General features: G+C 40.9%; 17 protein-coding genes and 1 pseudogene. 7 read left to right on the forward strand and 11 right to left on the reverse strand.

The window, feature by feature from the left end; translation table 11 throughout:
- The 5 genes and pseudogenes from FIV04_RS25520 to FIV04_RS25540 all read right to left on the reverse strand — a co-directional run bounded on the left by FIV04_RS25520 (position 1) and on the right by FIV04_RS25540 (position 6,080).
- The gene (locus FIV04_RS25520; RefSeq protein WP_253895671.1) at positions 1-435 is read right to left on the reverse strand and encodes a MerR family transcriptional regulator; all 435 of its coding nucleotides are present in this window, start codon (positions 433-435) and stop codon (positions 1-3) included.
- Positions 436-1,113: 678 nt separating this feature from the next.
- Positions 1,114-1,731: a type I-F CRISPR-associated endoribonuclease Cas6/Csy4 gene (gene cas6f / locus FIV04_RS25525; protein WP_152471224.1), complete on the reverse strand. Its 618-nt coding sequence runs from the start codon at positions 1,729-1,731 to the stop codon at positions 1,114-1,116.
- A gap of 9 nt (positions 1,732-1,740) precedes the next feature.
- Positions 1,741-2,772 carry a type I-F CRISPR-associated protein Csy3 gene (gene csy3 / locus FIV04_RS25530; RefSeq protein WP_152471225.1) on the reverse strand — a complete coding sequence of 344 codons (1,032 nt, stop codon included), beginning with the start codon at positions 2,770-2,772 and terminating at the stop codon, positions 1,741-1,743.
- A 13-nt stretch (positions 2,773-2,785) separates the two neighbouring features.
- A pseudogene (locus FIV04_RS25535) lies at positions 2,786-4,866 on the reverse strand (type I-F CRISPR-associated protein Csy2).
- A 2-nt stretch (positions 4,867-4,868) separates the two neighbouring features.
- Positions 4,869-6,080, reverse strand: a complete 1,212-nt coding sequence (locus tag FIV04_RS25540) for a TniQ family protein (RefSeq protein ID WP_152471226.1) — start codon at positions 6,078-6,080, stop codon at positions 4,869-4,871.
- Between the two features lie 250 nt (positions 6,081-6,330).
- On the opposite strand from FIV04_RS25540, the gene FIV04_RS25545 reads away from it, so the two are divergent.
- Positions 6,331-8,811, forward strand: coding sequence for an ATP-binding protein (locus FIV04_RS25545; RefSeq protein ID WP_152471227.1), 2,481 nt, complete (start codon positions 6,331-6,333; stop codon positions 8,809-8,811).
- A 160-nt stretch (positions 8,812-8,971) separates the two neighbouring features.
- On the opposite strand, the gene FIV04_RS25550 is transcribed toward FIV04_RS25545, so the two are convergent.
- Together FIV04_RS25550 and FIV04_RS25555 are read right to left on the reverse strand one after the other, a co-directional pair.
- Positions 8,972-10,351: a DEAD/DEAH box helicase gene (locus tag FIV04_RS25550; RefSeq protein WP_152471228.1), complete on the reverse strand. Its 1,380-nt coding sequence runs from the start codon at positions 10,349-10,351 to the stop codon at positions 8,972-8,974.
- The gene (locus tag FIV04_RS25555; protein WP_152471229.1) at positions 10,345-10,890 is read right to left on the reverse strand and encodes a hypothetical protein; all 546 of its coding nucleotides are present in this window, start codon (positions 10,888-10,890) and stop codon (positions 10,345-10,347) included. Before FIV04_RS25555 ends, FIV04_RS25550 begins: the two co-directional genes overlap by 7 nt.
- Positions 10,891-10,991: 101 nt before the next feature.
- On the opposite strand from FIV04_RS25555, the gene FIV04_RS25560 reads away from it, so the two are divergent.
- A complete protein-coding gene (locus FIV04_RS25560) occupies positions 10,992-11,306 on the forward strand; it encodes a helix-turn-helix domain-containing protein (RefSeq protein WP_152471230.1) in 315 nt (104 codons plus the stop codon).
- On the opposite strand, the gene FIV04_RS25565 is transcribed toward FIV04_RS25560, so the two are convergent.
- The 3 genes from FIV04_RS25565 to FIV04_RS25575 are packed head-to-tail and all read right to left on the reverse strand — an operon-like array spanning position 11,303 to position 14,857.
- A complete protein-coding gene (locus FIV04_RS25565; protein ID WP_172974337.1) occupies positions 11,303-12,397 on the reverse strand; it encodes a TniB family NTP-binding protein in 1,095 nt (364 codons plus the stop codon). The two genes, FIV04_RS25560 and FIV04_RS25565, sit on opposite strands and share 4 nt — an antisense overlap.
- Positions 12,366-14,231 carry a Mu transposase C-terminal domain-containing protein gene (locus FIV04_RS25570; RefSeq protein WP_152471232.1) on the reverse strand — a complete coding sequence of 622 codons (1,866 nt, stop codon included), beginning with the start codon at positions 14,229-14,231 and terminating at the stop codon, positions 12,366-12,368. Before FIV04_RS25570 ends, FIV04_RS25565 begins: the two co-directional genes overlap by 32 nt.
- Before the next feature lie 2 nt (positions 14,232-14,233).
- A complete protein-coding gene (locus FIV04_RS25575) occupies positions 14,234-14,857 on the reverse strand; it encodes a TnsA endonuclease N-terminal domain-containing protein (protein WP_152471233.1) in 624 nt (207 codons plus the stop codon).
- Positions 14,858-14,941: 84 nt separating this feature from the next.
- Between FIV04_RS25575 and FIV04_RS27060 the strand changes: the two genes are divergently transcribed.
- Positions 14,942-15,085, forward strand: a complete 144-nt coding sequence (locus FIV04_RS27060; RefSeq protein WP_172974338.1) for a DNA cytosine methyltransferase — start codon at positions 14,942-14,944, stop codon at positions 15,083-15,085.
- Between the two features lie 58 nt (positions 15,086-15,143).
- A complete protein-coding gene (locus tag FIV04_RS25580) occupies positions 15,144-15,644 on the forward strand; it encodes a hypothetical protein (protein ID WP_152471234.1) in 501 nt (166 codons plus the stop codon).
- 70 nt (positions 15,645-15,714) lie between these two features.
- On the opposite strand, the gene FIV04_RS25585 is transcribed toward FIV04_RS25580, so the two are convergent.
- Positions 15,715-17,718, reverse strand: a complete 2,004-nt coding sequence (locus tag FIV04_RS25585) for a hypothetical protein (RefSeq protein ID WP_152471235.1) — start codon at positions 17,716-17,718, stop codon at positions 15,715-15,717.
- Between the two features lie 387 nt (positions 17,719-18,105).
- On the opposite strand from FIV04_RS25585, the gene FIV04_RS25590 reads away from it, so the two are divergent.
- The 3 genes from FIV04_RS25590 (at position 18,106) to FIV04_RS25600 (ending at position 19,997) form a co-directional block, all read left to right on the forward strand.
- Positions 18,106-18,462 (forward strand): hypothetical protein, encoded by a 357-nt coding sequence (locus FIV04_RS25590; protein WP_152471236.1) that lies wholly within the window; start codon positions 18,106-18,108, stop codon positions 18,460-18,462.
- The gene (locus FIV04_RS25595; RefSeq protein ID WP_152471237.1) at positions 18,459-19,190 is read left to right on the forward strand and encodes a hypothetical protein; all 732 of its coding nucleotides are present in this window, start codon (positions 18,459-18,461) and stop codon (positions 19,188-19,190) included. Before FIV04_RS25590 ends, FIV04_RS25595 begins: the two co-directional genes overlap by 4 nt.
- Before the next feature lie 252 nt (positions 19,191-19,442).
- Positions 19,443-19,997 (forward strand): Dna2/Cas4 domain-containing protein, encoded by a 555-nt coding sequence (locus FIV04_RS25600; protein WP_152471238.1) that lies wholly within the window; start codon positions 19,443-19,445, stop codon positions 19,995-19,997.
- Positions 19,998-20,053: the final 56 nt, after the last annotated feature.

Here is a 20,053-nt window from a genome sequence, read left to right on the forward strand (position 1 = left end):
TTAGTTTTCCTCGGGTAATACTTGATGGTGTTTCTCGGACCAGTCTTCGATTAGGCAACACAATGCGTTGCCGTTGGGCTCCATATCCGGCTTTTCATCCCACTCTGTATAAGTCGCTTCCATCATCGCTAAATGTCGTTGGTATTCTTCGATCTTTTGCTTGGTTTCTACGATTTTATCAGTCAGCATTTGCCTCACAGCAGGGCAAGGAGTCTGCCCTTGCTCAGAGTAATCAATGATTTCTTGAATCTGACTAAGGCTAAAACCAATAGCTCTTGCATGAGAAATGAACTTCAGGCGATTAACCGCACTTTGCTGGTATATCTTGTAGCCATTGTTAGGATCTCTCTCTGCATAAAGAAGACCTTTTCGAGTGTAAAACCTGACTGTTTCAGCGGTCACACCCGCTACTCTCGCAATTTCAGTTGTCAACATAACCAACTCCTCTGAAGGTTTAATGCACATGAGACTTTGTTCGTTTTATGTTGCTAGCCAAAAATAAAGGCGACTAAAAATATAATCACAAACAACCCGATGAACAGTTTTAACAACAACTTAGGGTCACTGCTCCCACCATTTGGGGCTTTGTTACAACAACTCATAACTCTCTCCAATTCGTAATTAATGATGTATTAGTTGTAGCTTAAAACCTATGTGTTAGACATAGGTCAAGCATATTGAGAAAAAATCTAAGAGGAGTTTTATTGATGAGTGCAAGAGTTGTGGGACAACTAATATGATAATCGCACGAGTATTTTTTAACTGACGTGGGGACAAAGATAAATTTATTTCCGTATTAAAAATCCCCCCCGATAAAATCGACCAACTAATAAAAAACCATCAAGCCTAAACATGATGGTTTTGATTATCTACTGCTTGTTCAGCAGGTAGGTTGCTTTCTTCCTGACCTATTCTTAGCTGCCTATTCGGCAGGACACATGATGATCGGAAATGCAGTACCGCCGGAAATTTTCTTAGCTGCCTATTCGGCAGGACACTGTAGAATATAGTCTTTAACTATCTCATTCTGTATGCTTAAAGTCACAATTCACCAAAATACCCTTTTTCTTCTTACTTCTGTAGCCCTTGTTTTTACTTCTCTAAAAAAGAGCTTTAGAAAAAAGGTAAAAAGCGTAACTCAGGTACCGTGCCTTTTCTTTCTTGATTGGTGGCTAAACCATAGCTATTAAAGTTTGCTGCAACGCGCTCATCGACAAACTCCTTTTGCACGAACAAAATATAATCTTGCGCTGAGGAGCCGCTAGAAACTGGGATTCGATGAAAACTCTCGATGACTCGCTCTTCATTAGTGGCTGGTAACGATGTTCCAGCGCCAGATAGTTCCACTCTCGCCATGCTACGTTTGATTCGGCGTTTCTTAGAGCCTAAAAAGCTTTTCCCAATCGTTTGATTACGGGTAAACCTTACCTCTAAAGCATTGGCTGGAACCTCACATACACTAGAGATCTCAAATAAACCTTCATTTACCATCACAGAGAAATAGGGCTGAAAAGAGAGCCCAACCATCATCTCTTTATCTTCGGCAACAAAGGCAATAGTTTGGCCGACTGTCGATTCATTCCAATCAGGAAAGCTCACACCAATCCTATTCATCGCTTGTCGGTTATTGACCATAAACAAGTGCACTTGAGATATACACCGCCCTGCCAATAATTCATGGTCGGCTTGTGCAGGCATGTAACGTATTAAGAAATAGTAACGCTTAGTCATATCTATCCCTTACTTCGCTTTGGAACAATTGAAAAGACCACCTTTAATCAAGACCGACATAATAAAGTGCACGTCATTTGGGATGGTCTGAGAAGCTATCATTGTCTCAATCCAATTCTCTGTATTTCTGACTAACTGGTAAAAGTCATTCCCATAGGAAACATGTCGCCTTGCTATAACGTACTCTCGGTCAGCTCCATACTCATTCACTCTTAAGGGCTTATCTGCATCTTCATGCCACCAATCGTCAATCGATTGCAACGCTGCACCAATTTTTTGACCATGAAATGCAACAGTTTCCTTTCCGTTTAATAGTTCGACAGTAGCTAACTGCTTGGTAGGAACACCATCTTCTCGATCATCCAAGAACTCTTGGCTTGGGTAAACCTCATCCCCCCAACCAACTCCAATTTTAGCTTTGACATCCATGTAGAAATATTCGGTCGGGTCAGATAGGGCTCGCATCAAATAGGCTGTGAGCTTTTCTAGGCATTCTGCTGAAGCTTTATCCCAATGACCATACCAAGAAAGCCTTGTTGCGTTTTCTACAATCAAGGTTTGTGAATCACTGGTGGCCACTTCTATCGACAATTTTCGACACTCTCTGTTTCTCCAAAGCCAAGTACCAAGCAGAATGTTCTTCGCGTATCTAAGAGCAAGTTCCTGATACCCATTGAGCTCTTGATATGTTTTCGCAAGTAACGAAAGTTTAGAGCGCGCTTCGTCATCACTACAGGTATCTGGAGTTAGAGAATTGGCTCGAATTCGAAGGGAGAATGCACAGTAGATATCATCGACACCAGGTTTTACATAACACTCTTCGATAAACTGTGGATTGGAGTAAGCTAAATCTTGTGGAGCAACATTCTTTTTTACGAACTTACCTCCTTTATAGGCTTCTGAATAACCACCTTTTGGCGCACGCAACCTAGTCCTATCAATGTCAAGGGGACACATCTCACCACTTTTAGATAGATAGTAGAAATATGCTTTGCCAGCAGAGAGTGATCGAACGTAGTTTAACTGAGTGCAAAGTTCCATAAACGATTAATCCCTATAGTTTTTTTATAAGAATAGTTTCGCTACTGCATTCTATCGACCAAAAGGCATGGTTTAAAAAGTGATCTCTTCCACTAGAACGTACTTCTATTGGATTCACCTTTTTAGCTAACCCTATGGCGTTCTCTGCATACGCGTGACAATCAGTGATCGAGTTGCACCGTTTAGTTGGACGTTCTAACAAATGGTAGCCAATAGAAACTGGCAAATTATCGGCATCTTTAGTCACTAAACGCTCTAGTTCATCAAAGCTACTCGGTTGGCTCTCACTTGGGTATAACCATCGCCCGTATGCGGGTAACCCCTTTATGACGTGGAAGAGCTCGCTCCTACTGGTAAACGTCTTAAGCCACTCAACCTGTGTCGAAAGCTGTGGTTGGTATAATGCCCCTCCGGCGAAAGCAACGGGAAGTGCCGTTTTAAGCGCGGACTTAAAATCTGAAATTCGGCTGTCGCTATGTACTCTGATAACTAAGTCTATTTCTAGGTCCGCCAATCGTTCACTACGAATGGTTGGTCGCTTAGCGTTCGAAACCGTTCGTGCTTTGGCGACAGAGTTGGGTTCGGTAAGCTTCGCTGTCGGTTGAATCTTCTCGCTTCGAACATAAAAAGAGAAACTCGAAAACTCAAACGGGGAATCACAATTAACTAGCTTATTAAACTCTCTTTGGTAATGGTGCATGAACCCCCAAATAGCCGCCAAAGAAGGAGCACCACACAGATATGGGCTACTCATTGCGACCGCATCTTGCACTCTCATTGATGACAAATAGATATACTGCTCACCCGTTACCTTATCTTCATTGCCATTTGGTTTACTGAGCTGTTCAAGTATCCATACGATTTGGGCTTTGATGACCTGCATTAGCTTAGGATGATAGGCAAACTTGGCGGCATACTTGTTATTCTGAAACGCGAGATGTAAGCAACGGTTAAACTCGCTAGCTAAAGAGCCCAAATCCGATTCTGGTTGGGTCAAAAAGGCTTGAGCCAAAGTGTCATCATGTTCCAATTGCTGTTGATTAGGGTCAACATCAACGATATCTCTTAATTCAATTAATGGAAGCATCCACAGGGCTATCTGCTTTCGCAATATCTTACTTCTAACCTTACGAGCGCTCTCCCTTTGCTTCTGTGTTTTTGATGGCTCTGAACCAATTAGATGATTTAACACCTGACAGATTTTAACGTTAGTTACCTGATGGTCATCAAAGTAGTGGCCACTCTTTTTGCGACTTTCAGTTAACGTCCCACCCTGCGCTGGTTTGACGTCTAACGGGTAGTTTAGGACTTTCATATGCCCACCTAAACTGCCACACAGATTCCCGATACTTGCCGAGTTTGGCAGCGATGAAGACACAAAGCTGAGCTTACTTTCTCGACTTCTCGATCTCACTTCTAATTCTCTTTGGATGGCATGACTGACCACTGGGGTCACCGAAACATAATCCCCCCCCATGGAAACCGCAGTTGCTTGCTGTAAGTGCTGACACTGTCAGGAAAACTATTTTCAGGAAGTTGTTCTTCAATTGTATGTTTTAAGCGAGCAAGTGACTTAATGCCTAAACCAAATTCTTTGAGCAGCTCAACCCAAACAGAGGTTTCTTGCTGAACAAGTAAAAGAAGACACTCGGACTGTGATTGCCAGCGGAAAGGATTCAATAACCACAATGTATGGCGATACACTGCAGAATTATGCGCCCACCCTAAGCGTTGCTCTAATACTGCGCTTGAAATCAATGCCTCGGTTGTCAAAAGAGGCTGTGCAATTATTCGCTGATCTTTAACTCGGCAGTCTGGAAACTTGAGATTATGAGTGTGGAACCACTTAATTTCATCAAGGGATGCCTCTAGGCTCTCTGCGGCTTTTAAATGCCTTTTAGCACGGGCAACATCCAACCAATCCGAGCATCTATCTGATTGATGGCTTGAGCTGAGATTGAGCAAGATCGTTAACGCTTCTTTTTCACACCCTTTGACACAGACATCTTCCGTATAGGGCATGAACATCTTCTTTAGCGTAACCTGCTTTACCGCTTCGTCTTCAATTGCCAATAAGTCACTTAATTTCGTCATAATTACCACTCTGGCAAATACACATTTAAGCCATCACTTTCAGAGCTCATTCGAGTCAGCTTTGTCTCGATGACACTTCGTAAAGTAAACGCCGATTCATGACTCGCTATCTTTGTATGCATTCTCGGCCTAATAACGGCTTTGATCTCACCAAACTCATACAACCGATATACCTCATCTGTGGTGCAAGAGAGCAATGTAGAAGCTTCTAAGGGACTGAGCAGTACATCACCAATATTTCCTTTCACGCTTGAAGGTACTGCTGCCATCAGCTGTGTAAAGTAAGCTAACACCTGAGTAAGCACGATATTGTGACTCAACTGCCGACTAGGTAACTGGCGACAATCTTTAAGCAGAGCACCAAAAGCTTCATTGAAAAACACCTTTTTCCAATCTTTTACTCGAACAAGTTCTGCCTTCTCTTTCAAAACATCGAGGTCTTGCCACAGTGCCGCTGGCCAAGCGCAACAATATTCAATGAATGACTCAAAGCTAGGGTCATCGATATCACCATAACGATTTACATACCAAAGTAAAAAGCCATAGCGCTCGGATAACGTCATTTTCCCCGTTAACAATCCCAAGAGTTTTGAATCGCTTCCTGACAACCATTGAGCGACCAATACCTCAACCTCTTGCGCATCCTCTACTGGCGAGTTTCGGAGTTCATAACCGCATTCACACTGACTAATACTCTCGGTGCTTTGGTATTCAAGTCTCGACTTACACTCAGGACAGTGATGAACCAGTTTACAGCCATGGTGTTCACAAGCTTGGTGAGAGATAAATTGCCACTGCTGGCGAATGTAGGGAGCTTCGTCAATACACAGAGGACAAATAGGCGTGAAGCATTTGCGGAGAAAAGCATAAGGGTAGTCAGCACCAAATCTATGCACAGCTTTGTATTGCGGAGAGAATTGAGCTTTTGAATGTGATAGCGCTAGGCGAAGTACGCCAAAGTTATTGAGCTTTAATTGGTTCTCAAGGTGGATAAGAACCCGCACTCGCATTTGGCTTGTCGTTTGAGCGTGGTAGATATTGACGCGATTGAGCTCTAAGGGGAAAGCACCAGCAATCGCCTTATGCTGATCCATGGTGTCGAACCAGATATCTTCGGCAAAATGAGAAAATCGCTCGTAACCTTGCTCTTGCGATAAACGCAACAAGAAGCTTTCGAGCGATTCGTCAAGGTAAAATTGAATGTCCGTTTTCACATGCCACCACTAAAACTTAGAATTGCTAAGTTTTAGTATTGAAGATCTTTCGTATATTGCAACCATAATATTTATTTTGTGCTGTGATGATGCATTTCTGCCTAACTGATAGGGCTTTCTAAAAATTTCGTAACGAAATACTTTTTAGTTGAGCAATTTGATAAAAATGGACTCCCTCACTACTTTAGCAACGTTATCTATTCTATAGTTTTCATATGAATTAATCGGAACCACATAGAAGTCATTTGATATGGTCAAACTATCCTCAGTTAGCCCTAAAGTGTTGCTATTTCTTTTCATATTACTCACACCTTTAACATTCGGTGGTATATCACTCTATGTGCTTTCTAATCATAGTCAATCGACTGCCAAACAGTTACAAAAAGGCAACAGCAGTTTCGAGATTGAATCCGCTAAAATTTTTATGGAAAAGTATCTAGAGGTGGCGGAGGACCGCATTGTATTAGCCTCTCAACATCAAGGAGTGATTGACGCCGCATCACAATCGAACATAGAACGCCTTTCTTATCACCTAGAGCGCTTCAAAGGGCAAAACCAATCGATGCAATTTGCAGTCCGAGACCGTACAGGGAAATTATTGTTTGAAGATACTTTTCGCCACCCTGCAGCTAAACAAGAACAAGCAATCTTTTCTGCAATCGCAAATCAAAACGTGCATGAACGTATATTGTATCTTTTGCATGACGATACTAACCATATTTGCATAAAACTGTTTATGCCTTTGTATCAATCCGGTGAGTTTACTGGTGTTATATATGGGGAAACTGCCGTTGACTACGATGACTTTTTTGGATCATTTGTAACAAATAGGGAACGTTGGTATGAATTGAGCCAGACGGAGCCTCCAGTTGCTTCTCTAGTAGAGACAAACCGTAAACTTGAGCACAACCATCACTCATTTAGCTCACACGCAAGTAAATACAATGAAAAGGACTGGTTGCTAACTCAAACCCCCCTCGCTAGAGGCAACTTAGTGTTAACCCAAGGTATCAGTCGCTCTTTTCTTAAAGAACAACTATCAACTCTTAAAAGAGAACTATTGAATGGACTTTTGATCGTTCTAATCACTAGTTCTATTTTGGTCTTTTTACTGGGCCAAAAGCTATTTGTAAACCCCCATAAGGAGTTAGAAGGATCAAAGAAACTACTAGAAGAGTCTAACAAATTACTAGCAGAAAGAGAGCATGATAGCCACCTTCTTGCAACAGTAGTCAAAGCTGCAAGAGATGCCGTTGTTATTACTGATAAAGAAGGGCGTATTGAGTGGGTCAATAACGCTTTTGAGGTCATGACTGGGCATCAATTAGACTCGGTGAAAGGTTTGACGCCAGGTTCATTTCTTCAAGGTGAGGACACATGTAATGAAACAGCAAGCCGAATTGGCTCTGCACTGAAGAAAGGTAAACAAGTTAAAGCTGAAATTTTGAATTATACAATTGATAAAGTGCCTTATTGGGTGGATATTGACATCGTGCCTTTACGTAACGAAGACGGCGAGATTGCACATTTTATCGCGATTGAACGTGATGTTACTGACTTCAAAAAGCTTGAGCTTGAGCTTGAAGAGCAAGCGAGCAAAGCACATCAGGCCAATCAAGCGAAATCACTCTTTTTGGCAACGATGAGCCATGAAATTAGAACCCCTATGAATGGTTTACTTGGGCTCCTACAGATGCTTGTAGACGAATTAGAGCAAGAACAACAGAGAGAGGTTCTGAGATTAGCCCTAGGTTCAGGAGAACATTTGATTGCAATTCTAAATGATATTTTGGACCTAGCTAAAATAGAAAACGATAGCCTTGAGATTGATCAGCACGCATTTAAAATGTCTGAAATTATTAGTCCAGTATTAAACACTTACCAAACTTTGTGTTCGGAGAAAGGCCTTAAGTTCAATCTGACCGATCATTGCGATCCGTCGTTAACATACTACGGTGACTCTGTCCGAATCCGGCAAGTACTACTTAATTTGGCTGGAAACGCAATGAAGTTTACTGAAAGTGGTTCGATTGATATTGATATTAAACAATTAAGTCATTCTAAAATGGAGTTTGCTGTTCAGGACTCGGGTATTGGGATCCCTAATGATAGGTTGCAATCAATCTTTAATGAGTTTGAACAAGCTGATATATCAACAACGCGAAACTACGGTGGCACCGGGCTGGGGCTAGCAATTTGCCACAAGCTTGTAACATTGATGAATGGTCAAATCAGTGTGGAAAGTGAGCTTTCTAAAGGAAGTCGATTCAGTTTTGTCATTGACCTCCCTACAATTGCCCACTCGGATGAGAAGAATACAGAATCTCAGGTAGTAGACCTATCCCAATTTAAAGCCCTTGTTGCTGATGACAACAAGATGAACCGGATTATCGCCAAAGGTTTTTTAGATAAGTTGAACGTTGAATGTGTTACTTGTGGGGATGGGTTTGAGGCCTTGAGTCATCTGGAGTCAGGTAACTTCAACCTTGTAATCATTGATAATCACATGCCGAAAATAAGTGGTGTGGAAACGGTTAGGAGAATACGAGAAGCAGTTAAAGGTAACATTGTAGTCATGGGGTGGACTGCAGATATTATGCAAACGTCAACGCATGCTTTCTTAGAGGCTGGAGCGGACGAAGTATTAACTAAGCCTCTGATAAAAAAGGATCTCATAGAAGCACTTTCTCGACATATCAATCAGGTTAAAGCAATAGATAAAGCAAGCTAATTGTCTCTTGTAGCATATTGGTCACGTGCCAATAACAAGTTCAATCAAGTTATGGGGTATTACCACACTCGGTGAGCTTTCAGTTACAAGTTAACGAGGTTACTAGTTGATTTGTTTTGTCCAAGTACGAATATCAAATTAGTACTTGGACGAATATTCTTCAGTTCAAAAAAGCTGACAATACCCTTTTCTTAAAACTTCCAAAGCAAAGCTCCCTGTTGAGCGACGAGAGGGGGTCTAGACTAAAATCTAATCTGTCACCCCAAGCAACAGTATTATCCACCTTAGTAGAAACCAAGCCACGTAGCTCTTTACTTTGATGATCCGATTTTAATTCACTATGTTCGTAAGTAACAAAATGTAGATTCGACTCTACTAACATACAAACTTCTGGAACATCCTGTTCAATTCGTTCAGCAAACCCAATCAAACTTTCTTCGGCAAAGGTATACAACCATGCTTCTTGGTTGGGTGAATCATTAACTCTCAATATCCTTCCAAGGACTTGTCTAAAGTAAAGCTCTGTTTTGACCGAACTCATATGACAACAAACCTGCAGCCGAGGGATGTCCGTGCCTTCACTGATCATTCCAACACTGACTATCCACTGAACATTCGAATGACGAAAAGACTCAATTTCATTCAACGGATTATCATGATGATAAGTCACTATGCATGCTGACTGATTAAAGTGCTCAATCAGTCGCTTTTGAATATGTTTAGCGTGCTTGATAGAAGCAGCGACGACTAAACCACCTGCATTTGGGGACTCTTGTCTTATTTGGGCTAGCTTTTGGCAACCGTTATTTAGTATGTAATTCATAGCGTCTTCGTTGTGGATGACGCTTTGATAAGAGACATCGGATTGTTTAAGGCAATCAAGAATAGAGGCGAAGTGTTGATTGTCACTGCCAGCCTTAACGCTCAGGTGTTCATTATCGATTAAAACGATTTTAGGGCGGTGGCATACCTTATCTTCAACGGCCTGTTGCAAGCCGTATTGGTAATCGCAAACAACCTTGCCATCAGGACCAGAATACTCGGCCATAACAATCGGCAGTCGATCAGAACGCCAAGGAGTGCCGGACAGCGCCAAAGTATAATGAGCAAAGCCTTGGATCTTCGAGACAATTTCTAGCCCCCATGAGTTTGACCTCCCTTCGTCATCAAACGAACAATGGTGGATCTCATCAAATACGACTAGTACCCGATATTTACTGACAGTGTTCCAGAAGTTTTCATCTAAAAAACGGATGGATTGATAGGTATAAGACCCACCTAAAGAGCCCAAGCCTCCATTAAAGGAACATTCCAGTTTCCATGAAAAGGTCTTTCTCATTCCTTCAGCGACCGAAAGTGATGGTGAGAAACAGAGCACTAAGTCAATCATACCTTCTTGAAAAAGACGCTTAGCAACCTCTGCAGCCATAACAGTTTTACCTGCTCCTGGAGTCGCTTGACAGAAGAAGTGTGAACGTTTGTTTGAAGTGAATTTATCGATAACTTGAGCTGCACATTCAGCTTGCCATGTTCTTAACATTGGGAAGCCTTGCTTTGGGCTACTTGCATCCAGTTGGTTAGTGCATTGATTTTGCCCAATAGCTTAGCTGATCGCTCTCTCGCTGCATTGAATAACGGCTCCATATCATGTTTGTTGTTTGGAAAACGCGTTAACAAAGATTGATATTCCTCAATCTCGCCCAAAGTAATCGCTAACTCACCTTCATGTTGTTTTTTCTCTTGTTCTAGTGCATTTAGAGAGAACTCCGGAGTTTGAACAGTTATTGAATCAACGTTTGCTTTCTTATTTCTAGCTGCTCGAGGCTCAATTGTGAGCGCTTTGAATTCATTAGTTTGATGGTAACGCTTCCCTCTACGAGCCCCAATGGCAGAAAGCCAGCCTTTCTCCTCAAGTGATAGAAGTTGCTTATAAACATACTTTCGAGCTTCGTCACTGCTCGTAAAGGTTGAAGTACCATTTAACAAAGCATCCCTAGCTTCTATAACAGAGAAATTGTCCATCCCTTTTTCAATCAATAGGTTAAACATATGAGGGTTAATTCTGGTTACTTTCTTCATGTGACTCTTACATGCAATAAAAACTTAGGATTGCTAAGTATACAAAAATCAGTAAAACTTAGACAATCTAAGTTATCTAAAGGTTGAAAAGAAATGTGTAAGTGCAGAAAGACAACCCAATCCCAGCGAGGCTCAAAGCTGCGCGTAAAAAAGCCAAGATCACCCAAAAAGATTTAGGGGTGAAAATCGGCATGGAACCAAGTTCTGCTAGTGGGCGAATGAACCATTATGAGAAAGGTAGACACGTACCGGATATTGGTACACTCGAACGAATGGCTGAAGAGTTAAATGTTCCCTTGAACTATTTTTTCTGTAGGAACGAATTAAGTGCTGAACTGGCGTGTGCCATTGATAAGATGAGTGATGAAGAGAAAAAGGCGCTACTGGAAAACCTAAATGGCGAAAGTAATCTCTAAGCTTTAAGTCCGCTTTTACTCAACAACATGCTCAACGGAATTGCATCTGTAAATCGCGGGGCAAGTATTTTATCTTCTGCGGCAATAGCATTTAGGTTGTACGCAGAGCCAGAGTCAATTTGATGAAGACGAAGCTCCTCTACAGGAGCATCAAATGGGTTATCCAAATAGGGGAACTTAAATGAAAACGTGCGCGACAATATCGCTTTGTCTATCGTATCAACGTTGTCATTGAAACTCATCAGTAGTGCATCTTTCAGGAAGTGCTTCAACGCTCGGCATTCTCCCTTACACATAACAAACAAAGGATATAAAACTTCATTTTTTGTAAGCACTGGCGGTTCATCAAAACTCATTCTCGCACTCAAACCCGCGACAAATTTCGCAAAATGCTTTTTTTGTTCCAAGTCAAAAGCATAAGATGCCGTTCCACTCGAATAACTGTTAGCTTTCAAGATCTTGAAATACTCAATCTTTCGTCTCCAACTTAACCTCGAGTTCCATTGTGGCTCTGTCGCTATCACATCGGCATAAGGCATACCAACCAACACAAACGAGACTTTTGCTTCTTCACTTATATATTTGAACGTATTAGCAATAGCTTGCCTTTCTTCTGCTGTAGAAAATTCCACAAGCTCTTGAATTTCATTGACGATAATCAGCTCAACAGATTTACGTTTAAGTTGCGTTACGACTGCCTCACCAAGGGCAATTTCATTAAGTCGACGGGTACCTCTTCCGCCGGACTTTCCATTTAAATCGACTAAAAACTGCGTAAGCGTACTCTGTTCATTTATGCGACTCGGCACTCTGGTGCTAAGAACAGGTTGCTTGCTCCAAGTTGAACTCGACGGAAAGCGTGATAGGTAATTATTAATCAAAGCCGTCTTTCCACTTCCGGCCTCGCCTGTTAACAAGAAAGACTCTGGTTCACCGCCAAGGGAGTGATTAAAACGAAGTTGATCGAAAATAGAGTAGATTTCAGTTATTGCAGGGTATTCGATAAAACAGGTTTCGAAAGATCTTAGCTGCTCAAACTGACTAGATGTTAAGTTCAAATTAATACCCCTCAATATCTTCGAAATCATCATCAAATAACTGCTCTGGGGCATCGAACACTGAGGTGGTATCTTGTTTATCTGGAGTCGTATTAATTGAGCTTGGCCCTTCAGAACCTACATCATTAAACTTTGCTAACTTCGAAGTATTGCCCGTTTTAGGCAAGCTAGCCTTATTACTTTTTGCATTGCGGAATCTATCAGTTTCTTCCTGAATACGATTTTTCATATATAAAAATGTATCTGCAAGCGACTCATCATCAGCAAGTTGTCTGATGTTAAGCCTGCGTACTCTCTGTATGCGTTCGTGCTCAAAAAGTGATAGACCACTTGTATATCCGGTGTTGTCTACCGCTGGAACTTTTATGTACTTCTTTTCCGATTCTAGATAAACATGAATAGAGCTGATATCAGAAGGGTCTGTTTTGGTCTTAACATACAGCTTTTTGCCATTGTTGGACGCCCAATATTTACGGTATTCAATAAGTTCTGAGGACTGATAGCGGAGGTTATGAAGCCTGATCCCTGACACTCCAATGGTTCTGTGTCTAAGTAAACCTAGCTCAACTCTCAACTGCTCCTTCTCAGCACCACTGTAGTAAGAGGGAGTCCACTCCGATTGTTTCCACTTGTGGTATGGAATGTCACGTTCTCTTGAATCAGGTGCCATATGGTAATAGTCGACAATCCATTTATGAAGTAGTTCTAGAAATACAGAAACTCTAACCACCGCATCCTTCTTTGGGTTGTAATCTTCTAGTTGAGTAGGGTTGGTGAATGTTTTTCCAGGTAGTGAGTTCACTAACCCTTTATTCATCTGGTCAAAGAGTTTTTCGATCCCTGACTTTCGCCAAGGTTTAGCAGTTTGACTATATTGAATGTCAGTTACAAATGGTCTTAAAGAATCTTCTAAGCTATCGGTCCAAAATTCAGCGCCATTATCAACAACTAGGTAGTCAATCTTTCCGTGACATGGCCAATCATTCTTTATAGAAGGGTAGCTATTTTTTAACCAGCTTTTATCTATTAGAGTATTAAGCAAAGCCTTCCGCACAGAGTCGAAACTGGGATCTCTAAAATTCACACTCAACCCTACGATACACTTACTGAAACGATCATAAAGCATAGTCAGGTAGGGGCGCCCCAAAGGAATATCCAACTCATCATCAATCAAAATCACTGGTACTGGGGTATGGTCAATTTCGACATATTCCATTGGTTTGGTCGCAGCTACTTGCTGACCAACCGAACGAAATTCTCGGTCTGCGTATCGTTTGCCAAACCTTGCGATCGCGACCTCATATGGAGGTAAGCCGTGTATTCGATTGTAAAAAGAGCGCTCTGAAATTGGTTTAATTTTCCCCTCAACAATCCCACGATTTATTTGAATCACTCGACTCTTATAGTATCGGTATGCTTCTGCAACGCTAAGTCGCTCACGTGTCAGGTATACGTTCTGAATTGCCTCGTCAATCAAGGATTGCGAATCCATTTCTTTTTGGCGATTGCCCTTAAACGTATGCTTCGGAATAAGTGCACATGGGTCTTTACCCGCTTCAAAATAATATTTTTTCCAAGTTGCTAAAGTTCGCCAACTCGGGGGAGTGAGCTGTAATTCTGGTTCAATGAGACTTAAAATAGGGTTCAAGTTTTTCTCGGTCCATCCACCTTTTAAACGCTTCTCCACGAAATCGATAATTTTAATACGACGGATAACTTCTTTCTGTACCTTCGGTGATTGAGAATCAATAGTTGAAGAGATTTCAATAGGTTCTTGAATTAGCTCTATTGGAAGCGGCTGAGACTCTCCCTCTGAAGCTTCAAACTCATCAAAGAACCCAAATATGTTATTAGAGTCCGATGACATAGTTAACACCAAACGTAAGTTTCGAGCCCAAAGCCAATATTATTGAGGTCTGTTTTAACTTGCCCTGAAGAGATCCAAGGTAGAGTAGAGATAAGTGTGTCCTGCTCCGATAAACCGAAATACAAAGACACTTCTTGTAACTTCACCATTTGTTTACGTTGAATAAACGCCAACACTAACTTTTGAAACTCAGTCACGGTTCGCAATCCGGAGTAACGGTGTAGTAGCTTGAAGTTATCTAAAGTTGGTCCCATTCTAATTTGCTTCTCAGTAACTAAAACCAAGCGTCTGTTAAACTCACTGAACGCAACTCTTTGTTTTTCTTCGAATCGGTCCCTGAAATCAGGTTTGAGAATCTGACTGGAGTGTTTTACTTCGAAGAAAGTTGAATGATCATCGTGATCTGTCGCCAAAAAGTCGGGGGTATATCGGCACTTTCGATTATTAAATTGATAGTGGAAACCAAAAGGTTGGGACGTAAAGCTTTTGATGTCTGCGTTATATTCGAGGTGAAAGCAGAAATCGAACTCTAAAATGGAGAGAGTACGAACAACCGCATCATTCTTCAAGCTCATGAACTTACAGATGTTGTGTACGTGAGATGATTTCTTGGTTTGGTCGAACATAGCAAAATCACTTTTGTTGTAAACCTACAACAAAAAATAGACTATGAAGACTTATGGTGCAAATATGAAGAAAGCCTGCAATTTATGCGAACATATATTGCAGGCTTCACTTTTGATGAAGGTTACATTTGGCCGAAACTGGCTGTCCCAACTAAAGCAATGATCGGCAATGCCGTTCCCCCCGAGATGGCAAGGCGAGTGACAGAAGCCGTATTGAAAGCTGCATAAGAACTTCCAGTGGTAAGGCATACACTAGAAATATAATCAGTATAGGGTACAAATATTCATGATAAAGATTGTTAAAGTAATCATGCTAAGTTCAGCTTTTTCGCTTCTTGGTTGTACTGACGAAGCATCTATTGAGAAGATAGCGAAAACCCGCCGAGTCGAAACACCACAAATAGCCAGTTATATTTCCAAATGGCATCCATTAAGTGAACATGAGGTCAAAGACGGAGTTTATACATCTTCATTTAGCATAAATGACACACTTTTGACGGGTACTGTTAATCGAACCTATGTATTTAATCAGGGCAGTCTAACTTATACCGCACATATGAGCGGCCATACGTTTTTTGTACTTCCATTTAGTTATAGTTTTTCTGGCAAAGCGACCTATAAAGTTAGCGATGGACTGATTACCTATAGTGATCCTGTTGGTGATGTTGGGGAGTTTCCTTTGTATCCAACACCAATCGAAGTCGTCAATGGTGGTCGCGACTTTATCTTGCATGAACTTAACGATGACGGTTCAGTAGATTTAGTGCTCTACACAAAACCTGAGTGAAGGTGACTTTAGAACCCGTTACTTCGGCGTGAGCTGTCCTCAATCATCAGGATGGAGGACAGTGCAAAAGTTAGTGATTTGATGTGATGTAACTGTGAAGGTTGCTCAGCGAAACTTTGTCTTTTTCAAACTGTTTGCTTAGGTTAGCTATTCTATTCTTATCTATAGAACTTGAGAGTCCTATCCGACTTGGATTTCTATATACACCATAAAATGCAGCTTCGTTTTTTTCTATTTTTGAGTGTTTAAGAGATAGCAAAAATGCCATGAGTTCTTCTTCACTGATGCCATCTAGATTAGGGCACTTTTTGTTGACGATCATGATTTTTCTATGCTTTGCACTCTCTAACTTAGAGCAAATATGGTCGCTAGAACCTTGAATATGAACAATACTTTCGTCGAGAAACCGCGCGTCTATGTCAGTGCCATCAGCAAGAGCGATGATACTGCGACTTACGGAACCATAAAAATGTACCGAATCAGACTGAATTTTGATAATTGAGTCTTCTACATTATTGAAAAAATTGATTTTTGTGGTGCTTTTGCCATCTTTGTCACTAGACTCAGTAATATCAAGATTGAGGTTCTTAACCGATCTTGTGTTTTGGGTTCGAAGTCTTGAAAATCCTTCCTTAAGAAAAGCTTGTCGACTCGAACGATTTTTCTCCAACCAACTAGCTCGTTCTAAATCTCTAATTTGTCCTTTTAAGTTATAAAGCCTTCTAGTTTCAATGTGTGGATATCCATTATCAATTAAACGATGTAACCGCTTGTGGTTATCGGCATTATCATAGATACGACCGTTCAATATAGATAGAGATGGAAAATGTTGTAGAAAATTGTCTTGGTATTGAACAAAGTTAATGTCTCCTGATAAGGCTTGTATTTGTATGGGGTAGCCTAATGTATTCCCTGATATTGAAATGCTACTACTAACTAAGTTTTTGATATAACCATGAATTTCACCATACAATACGATGTGAGAATTTTGTACATTACTCAGTTCAATCTTACTTAGTTTTTTTAGTTTGGTAGAATCCGAATAACAAACCAAAAAGTGCATAGCACATAAGTCATGATTAAAGTTAGCAACTGATGCTTCAATATCTCTTGCGTGTTCTATTTCGAACAAACTAGATTTTTTCGCTTCTTTGTTTCGAATGAACGGGAAAAAGTTGTTTATTAGAATTAGGCCTCCAGTTACTCCATGTTCATTTCGCTGATGCTCAGGAAGAAGCATAGCGTCCCTTAGATTGAAGGAAGAATCTTCATGAACAAAAGAGCCATTCTTCCCTGCCAATATTTCTGAATAGAAATCTTGAACCAGGCTTGTTTCTTTTGTTTTTGTGCTTCCTTTATACCAGTTTGCGAAATCGCGCCATTCGGGTGTTTCTTCCGTTCTAACAATAATCGTAGAGTCTTGGATTTTTTCACCACTTAGTGTGTTTCGTATGCCAAGCAATGACACAATGGCATTGCTCGTATCTTCTAATTTGACTTTAGACCCCACAGCGTGAGTAGAAGCTATAGAGTCAACGATGTTTCTTTGAGTTATAGGTGCAGAGTATGCAGTGGTACTTACAATTCCACCTGATATTGAGTCGAAAATTACTTCATTTTTACGAGTTGAACCATATAACTTACTAGGTTCGCAAAAGTTAAAGAATTCCAATACGGGGTTGCAAGCTTCAAGAACTAGCCCTTTAGTTTCGATTGTATAAGTAAGGTCTTCCACAGGTTCGATAGCAACCAATTCGTTGATTGTCTTACTGAAGGCTACAGGTGAGGGTTTTTCTTGACTAAGCAAATCATAAGCAGAGAAGCGATTTGTTAATTCATAAGCAAGCATATTTTGGTAGATACTGATAATACCGGCCAAAGCTAATATCGCGAGAATAAGGGCACATACAGGGGTAACCCAGGGCCATCTAGGTTCGCGTTTCATCATTGTTAACGTGAGTATTAATTCTAGAAAACCAATCAAGAACAAAGAAACTGGCCGCACAGTTACCAAATGTACAACATGTGTAATTTTAGACATTACCTTCGGCGGTGGAGTCGTGTTCTCGGTCATTCAGATTCATCCATTATATGAAGTAGGCTATTTTCGTTTCCTAGTCGTTGTAGCTCTCCGAAAAGAGGATTAGGAGGTGATTGATTTGAAAACGGAATTTCCACAGTAACATGATATTAACTGCCCAAAAATACAGCAGTCATTCTTGGGTCTTATATTTGATGGCTGTATCAAATTCTGAGTCAATGCTTGACCATTGGTTTATCAATTCAAACCACTCTAAACACCCTACAATGACAGCAGATTTCCATGAGTTATTGACCATCAGTTGCGTGCATAAAAACCTACCATAGAGTTAAGTTACAGTTAGTTACTTGAATTAGGGATAGACTAAATTAAGTAATTAAACGCACTCCATCCAAATTACTAAATAGGATCTAGTTGGTTATGTCATCAGTATCAGTGGAAGCAAAGGATCTGCGAATTAAAACTAGCAAGGGACTTACTTGCGCGTCATATATAACTTTGGTTGTAAAAGGTAGAGATTGTGTTGTCCTTATAGATGAGTCAGAAAATGGGCCATACGTAGCAATTCGTGACTGCTTAGATGATGTGGCTGCTTGGTTTCACCTTAATGACAGTAAAATAATGGCTTTCAAAGATACTGATAAACAGTGGAATGAAGTCGTGATAGCTGGGGCCGGTAAGGGGAACATTAAAACCCACCTTGTTCACGGAGCGGTGCCAAACTGTAGTGCAATCGAGATACCTTATCTAATTCTTATAGAGGAAGTCGTAGCATGAAGAAGATGAGTCCGATTTTATTGTCGTGTCTAACACTGACTGCGTGTGATACTGAGCTAGAGAAGACCTCGCAGCTATGCACAACTGTCGAGAATAGTAGAATAGAAATCGATGGCACCGGTTTTCGTGACGTAATATCCGTTAACTCCGGGGCAGAACAAAGTATTGGTTATGTGAAAGGTGGGGGGTTGACCCTACATTCAGAATGTAGCGCAGCACACATTGATAGCTCTAATTCGAAGTACAGTTGGTTCGAGTTTGGCAATAAGGTCGAACATGATGGAGTACATAGTGTTGAATATTACACAAACTCTAGCGGTTATTTGTCTTCGAAAGCTGAACGGTTAGATAGGGAAGGTCAATGGCAGGAGCAGTATGTCGAAAATGGGTTGGTTACGAAACAGGTATGGAAAAATGAATCTCTCTTTGATCTCGTTGAAACAGTTGATCGCTATAGTGGCGATAGCATTAAAGAATCTGTAATAACGAATGGCAAGCTATCTAAAACGAAACGATACAACTTCAATACGACACAATATGACTGTTTCTGGGATGACGATGGATCAATAACAAGTGATATAGGCTGTTTATCCGAAGACCTAAACGACATCTCCATTTTTGGCATCGCCGTTGACTCCGATTTCTATATCGAGCAGTTAGAACACGCCCCGATTACGTACGAATTGGATGAAAATGAACTTATCGACGATGTAAGGCGCTACTGGTGAAAGCATGAAGAGCAAAAAATCGTTTAATCCTCGCCGCCGATATGTTTCGGCAAGTGAATTGGGGGCCGTGTCTTTTTGCGCGAGAGCTTATTACTACAACGTTAATCGAGCTCCAAGCAGCTACATTAACAGTAAACAAAGACTAAGAGGGAAAATTGCACACGAACAGTTGTCAGAAGAAGTACGCTATGAGCAACGGAGTTTGGGTATATTTAGACGATTTATTCGTTGGCTGTTTGGGTGGATGTTTAGATGAAACAAATTCTTGAACTACTAAGCCAATATTGGTTCGATGCACTTGTACTTTTGTTCCTCTTTTTTATCACTTTGAAGATAACACTGCTAATAGCAGACAGGATCTATCAATCCTCATTACCAGAAACCAAGTTTGGATTCAGAGGAAAACTCATTTACAGTGATGATTCGCCAAATGCTGAAGTGTTTGTGAACCACAGGTATGAATTGAGCGCTAAACCTGACTTCATTTTCAGGATTGGTCTATTTAAGTATGCAATTGTGGAGTTTAAGTCTAGAGTTGGGCAGGTAAAGCAGTCGGACACTATTCAGGTCATTGCTAGTATCATCGCCGCAAGGTCGAAATTTAATATCACAGAAGCGTATATAGTAACGGGAAGACAAACTAAGATAATTGAAGCGGGCAGCAGTGCGCGCTTGTATCGAGAGCTAAAACCTCTTCACAAAAAAGCGAAACAAGTGAAGTTTAGAAATCAGTTACCAAAGCGTCTTTCGTGCTCAAAAAAATGCGATAGTTGTGGGTACAAGGAGCATTGCTTTTCTGAGAGCTAACTGCAGGGTATCTGACATAAAACTTTTAGTTAATATTGGTTACGGACCGTAGCGAG

The organism is Vibrio sp. THAF190c, assembly GCF_009363355.1.
Classification (GTDB): Bacteria; Pseudomonadota; Gammaproteobacteria; order Enterobacterales; family Vibrionaceae; genus Vibrio; species Vibrio fortis_A.

Excerpts from the sequence above, each read along its gene's own strand:
- FIV04_RS25565 (WP_172974337.1), bottom strand. The coding sequence starts at position 12,397 with ATGATGATTTCGAAGATATTGAGGGGTATTAATTTGAACTTAACATCT.
- FIV04_RS25570 (WP_152471232.1), bottom strand. The coding sequence starts at position 14,231 with ATGTCATCGGACTCTAATAACATATTTGGGTTCTTTGATGAGTTTGAA.
- FIV04_RS25600 (WP_152471238.1), top strand. The coding sequence starts at position 19,443 with ATGAAACAAATTCTTGAACTACTAAGCCAATATTGGTTCGATGCACTT.
- FIV04_RS25555 (WP_152471229.1), bottom strand. The coding sequence starts at position 10,890 with ATGAAGAAAGTAACCAGAATTAACCCTCATATGTTTAACCTATTGATT.
- cas6f (WP_152471224.1), bottom strand. The coding sequence starts at position 1,731 with ATGACTAAGCGTTACTATTTCTTAATACGTTACATGCCTGCACAAGCC.
- FIV04_RS25590 (WP_152471236.1), top strand. The coding sequence starts at position 18,106 with ATGTCATCAGTATCAGTGGAAGCAAAGGATCTGCGAATTAAAACTAGC.
- FIV04_RS25595 (WP_152471237.1), top strand. The coding sequence starts at position 18,459 with ATGAAGAAGATGAGTCCGATTTTATTGTCGTGTCTAACACTGACTGCG.
- FIV04_RS25575 (WP_152471233.1), bottom strand. The coding sequence starts at position 14,857 with ATGTTCGACCAAACCAAGAAATCATCTCACGTACACAACATCTGTAAG.
- FIV04_RS25550 (WP_152471228.1), bottom strand. The coding sequence starts at position 10,351 with ATGTTAAGAACATGGCAAGCTGAATGTGCAGCTCAAGTTATCGATAAA.
- csy3 (WP_152471225.1), bottom strand. The coding sequence starts at position 2,772 with ATGGAACTTTGCACTCAGTTAAACTACGTTCGATCACTCTCTGCTGGC.
- FIV04_RS25580 (WP_152471234.1), top strand. The coding sequence starts at position 15,144 with ATGATAAAGATTGTTAAAGTAATCATGCTAAGTTCAGCTTTTTCGCTT.
- FIV04_RS25545 (WP_152471227.1), top strand. The coding sequence starts at position 6,331 with ATGGTCAAACTATCCTCAGTTAGCCCTAAAGTGTTGCTATTTCTTTTC.
- FIV04_RS25585 (WP_152471235.1), bottom strand. The coding sequence starts at position 17,718 with ATGACCGAGAACACGACTCCACCGCCGAAGGTAATGTCTAAAATTACA.
- FIV04_RS25520 (WP_253895671.1), bottom strand. The coding sequence starts at position 435 with ATGTTGACAACTGAAATTGCGAGAGTAGCGGGTGTGACCGCTGAAACA.
- FIV04_RS27060 (WP_172974338.1), top strand. The coding sequence starts at position 14,942 with ATGCGAACATATATTGCAGGCTTCACTTTTGATGAAGGTTACATTTGG.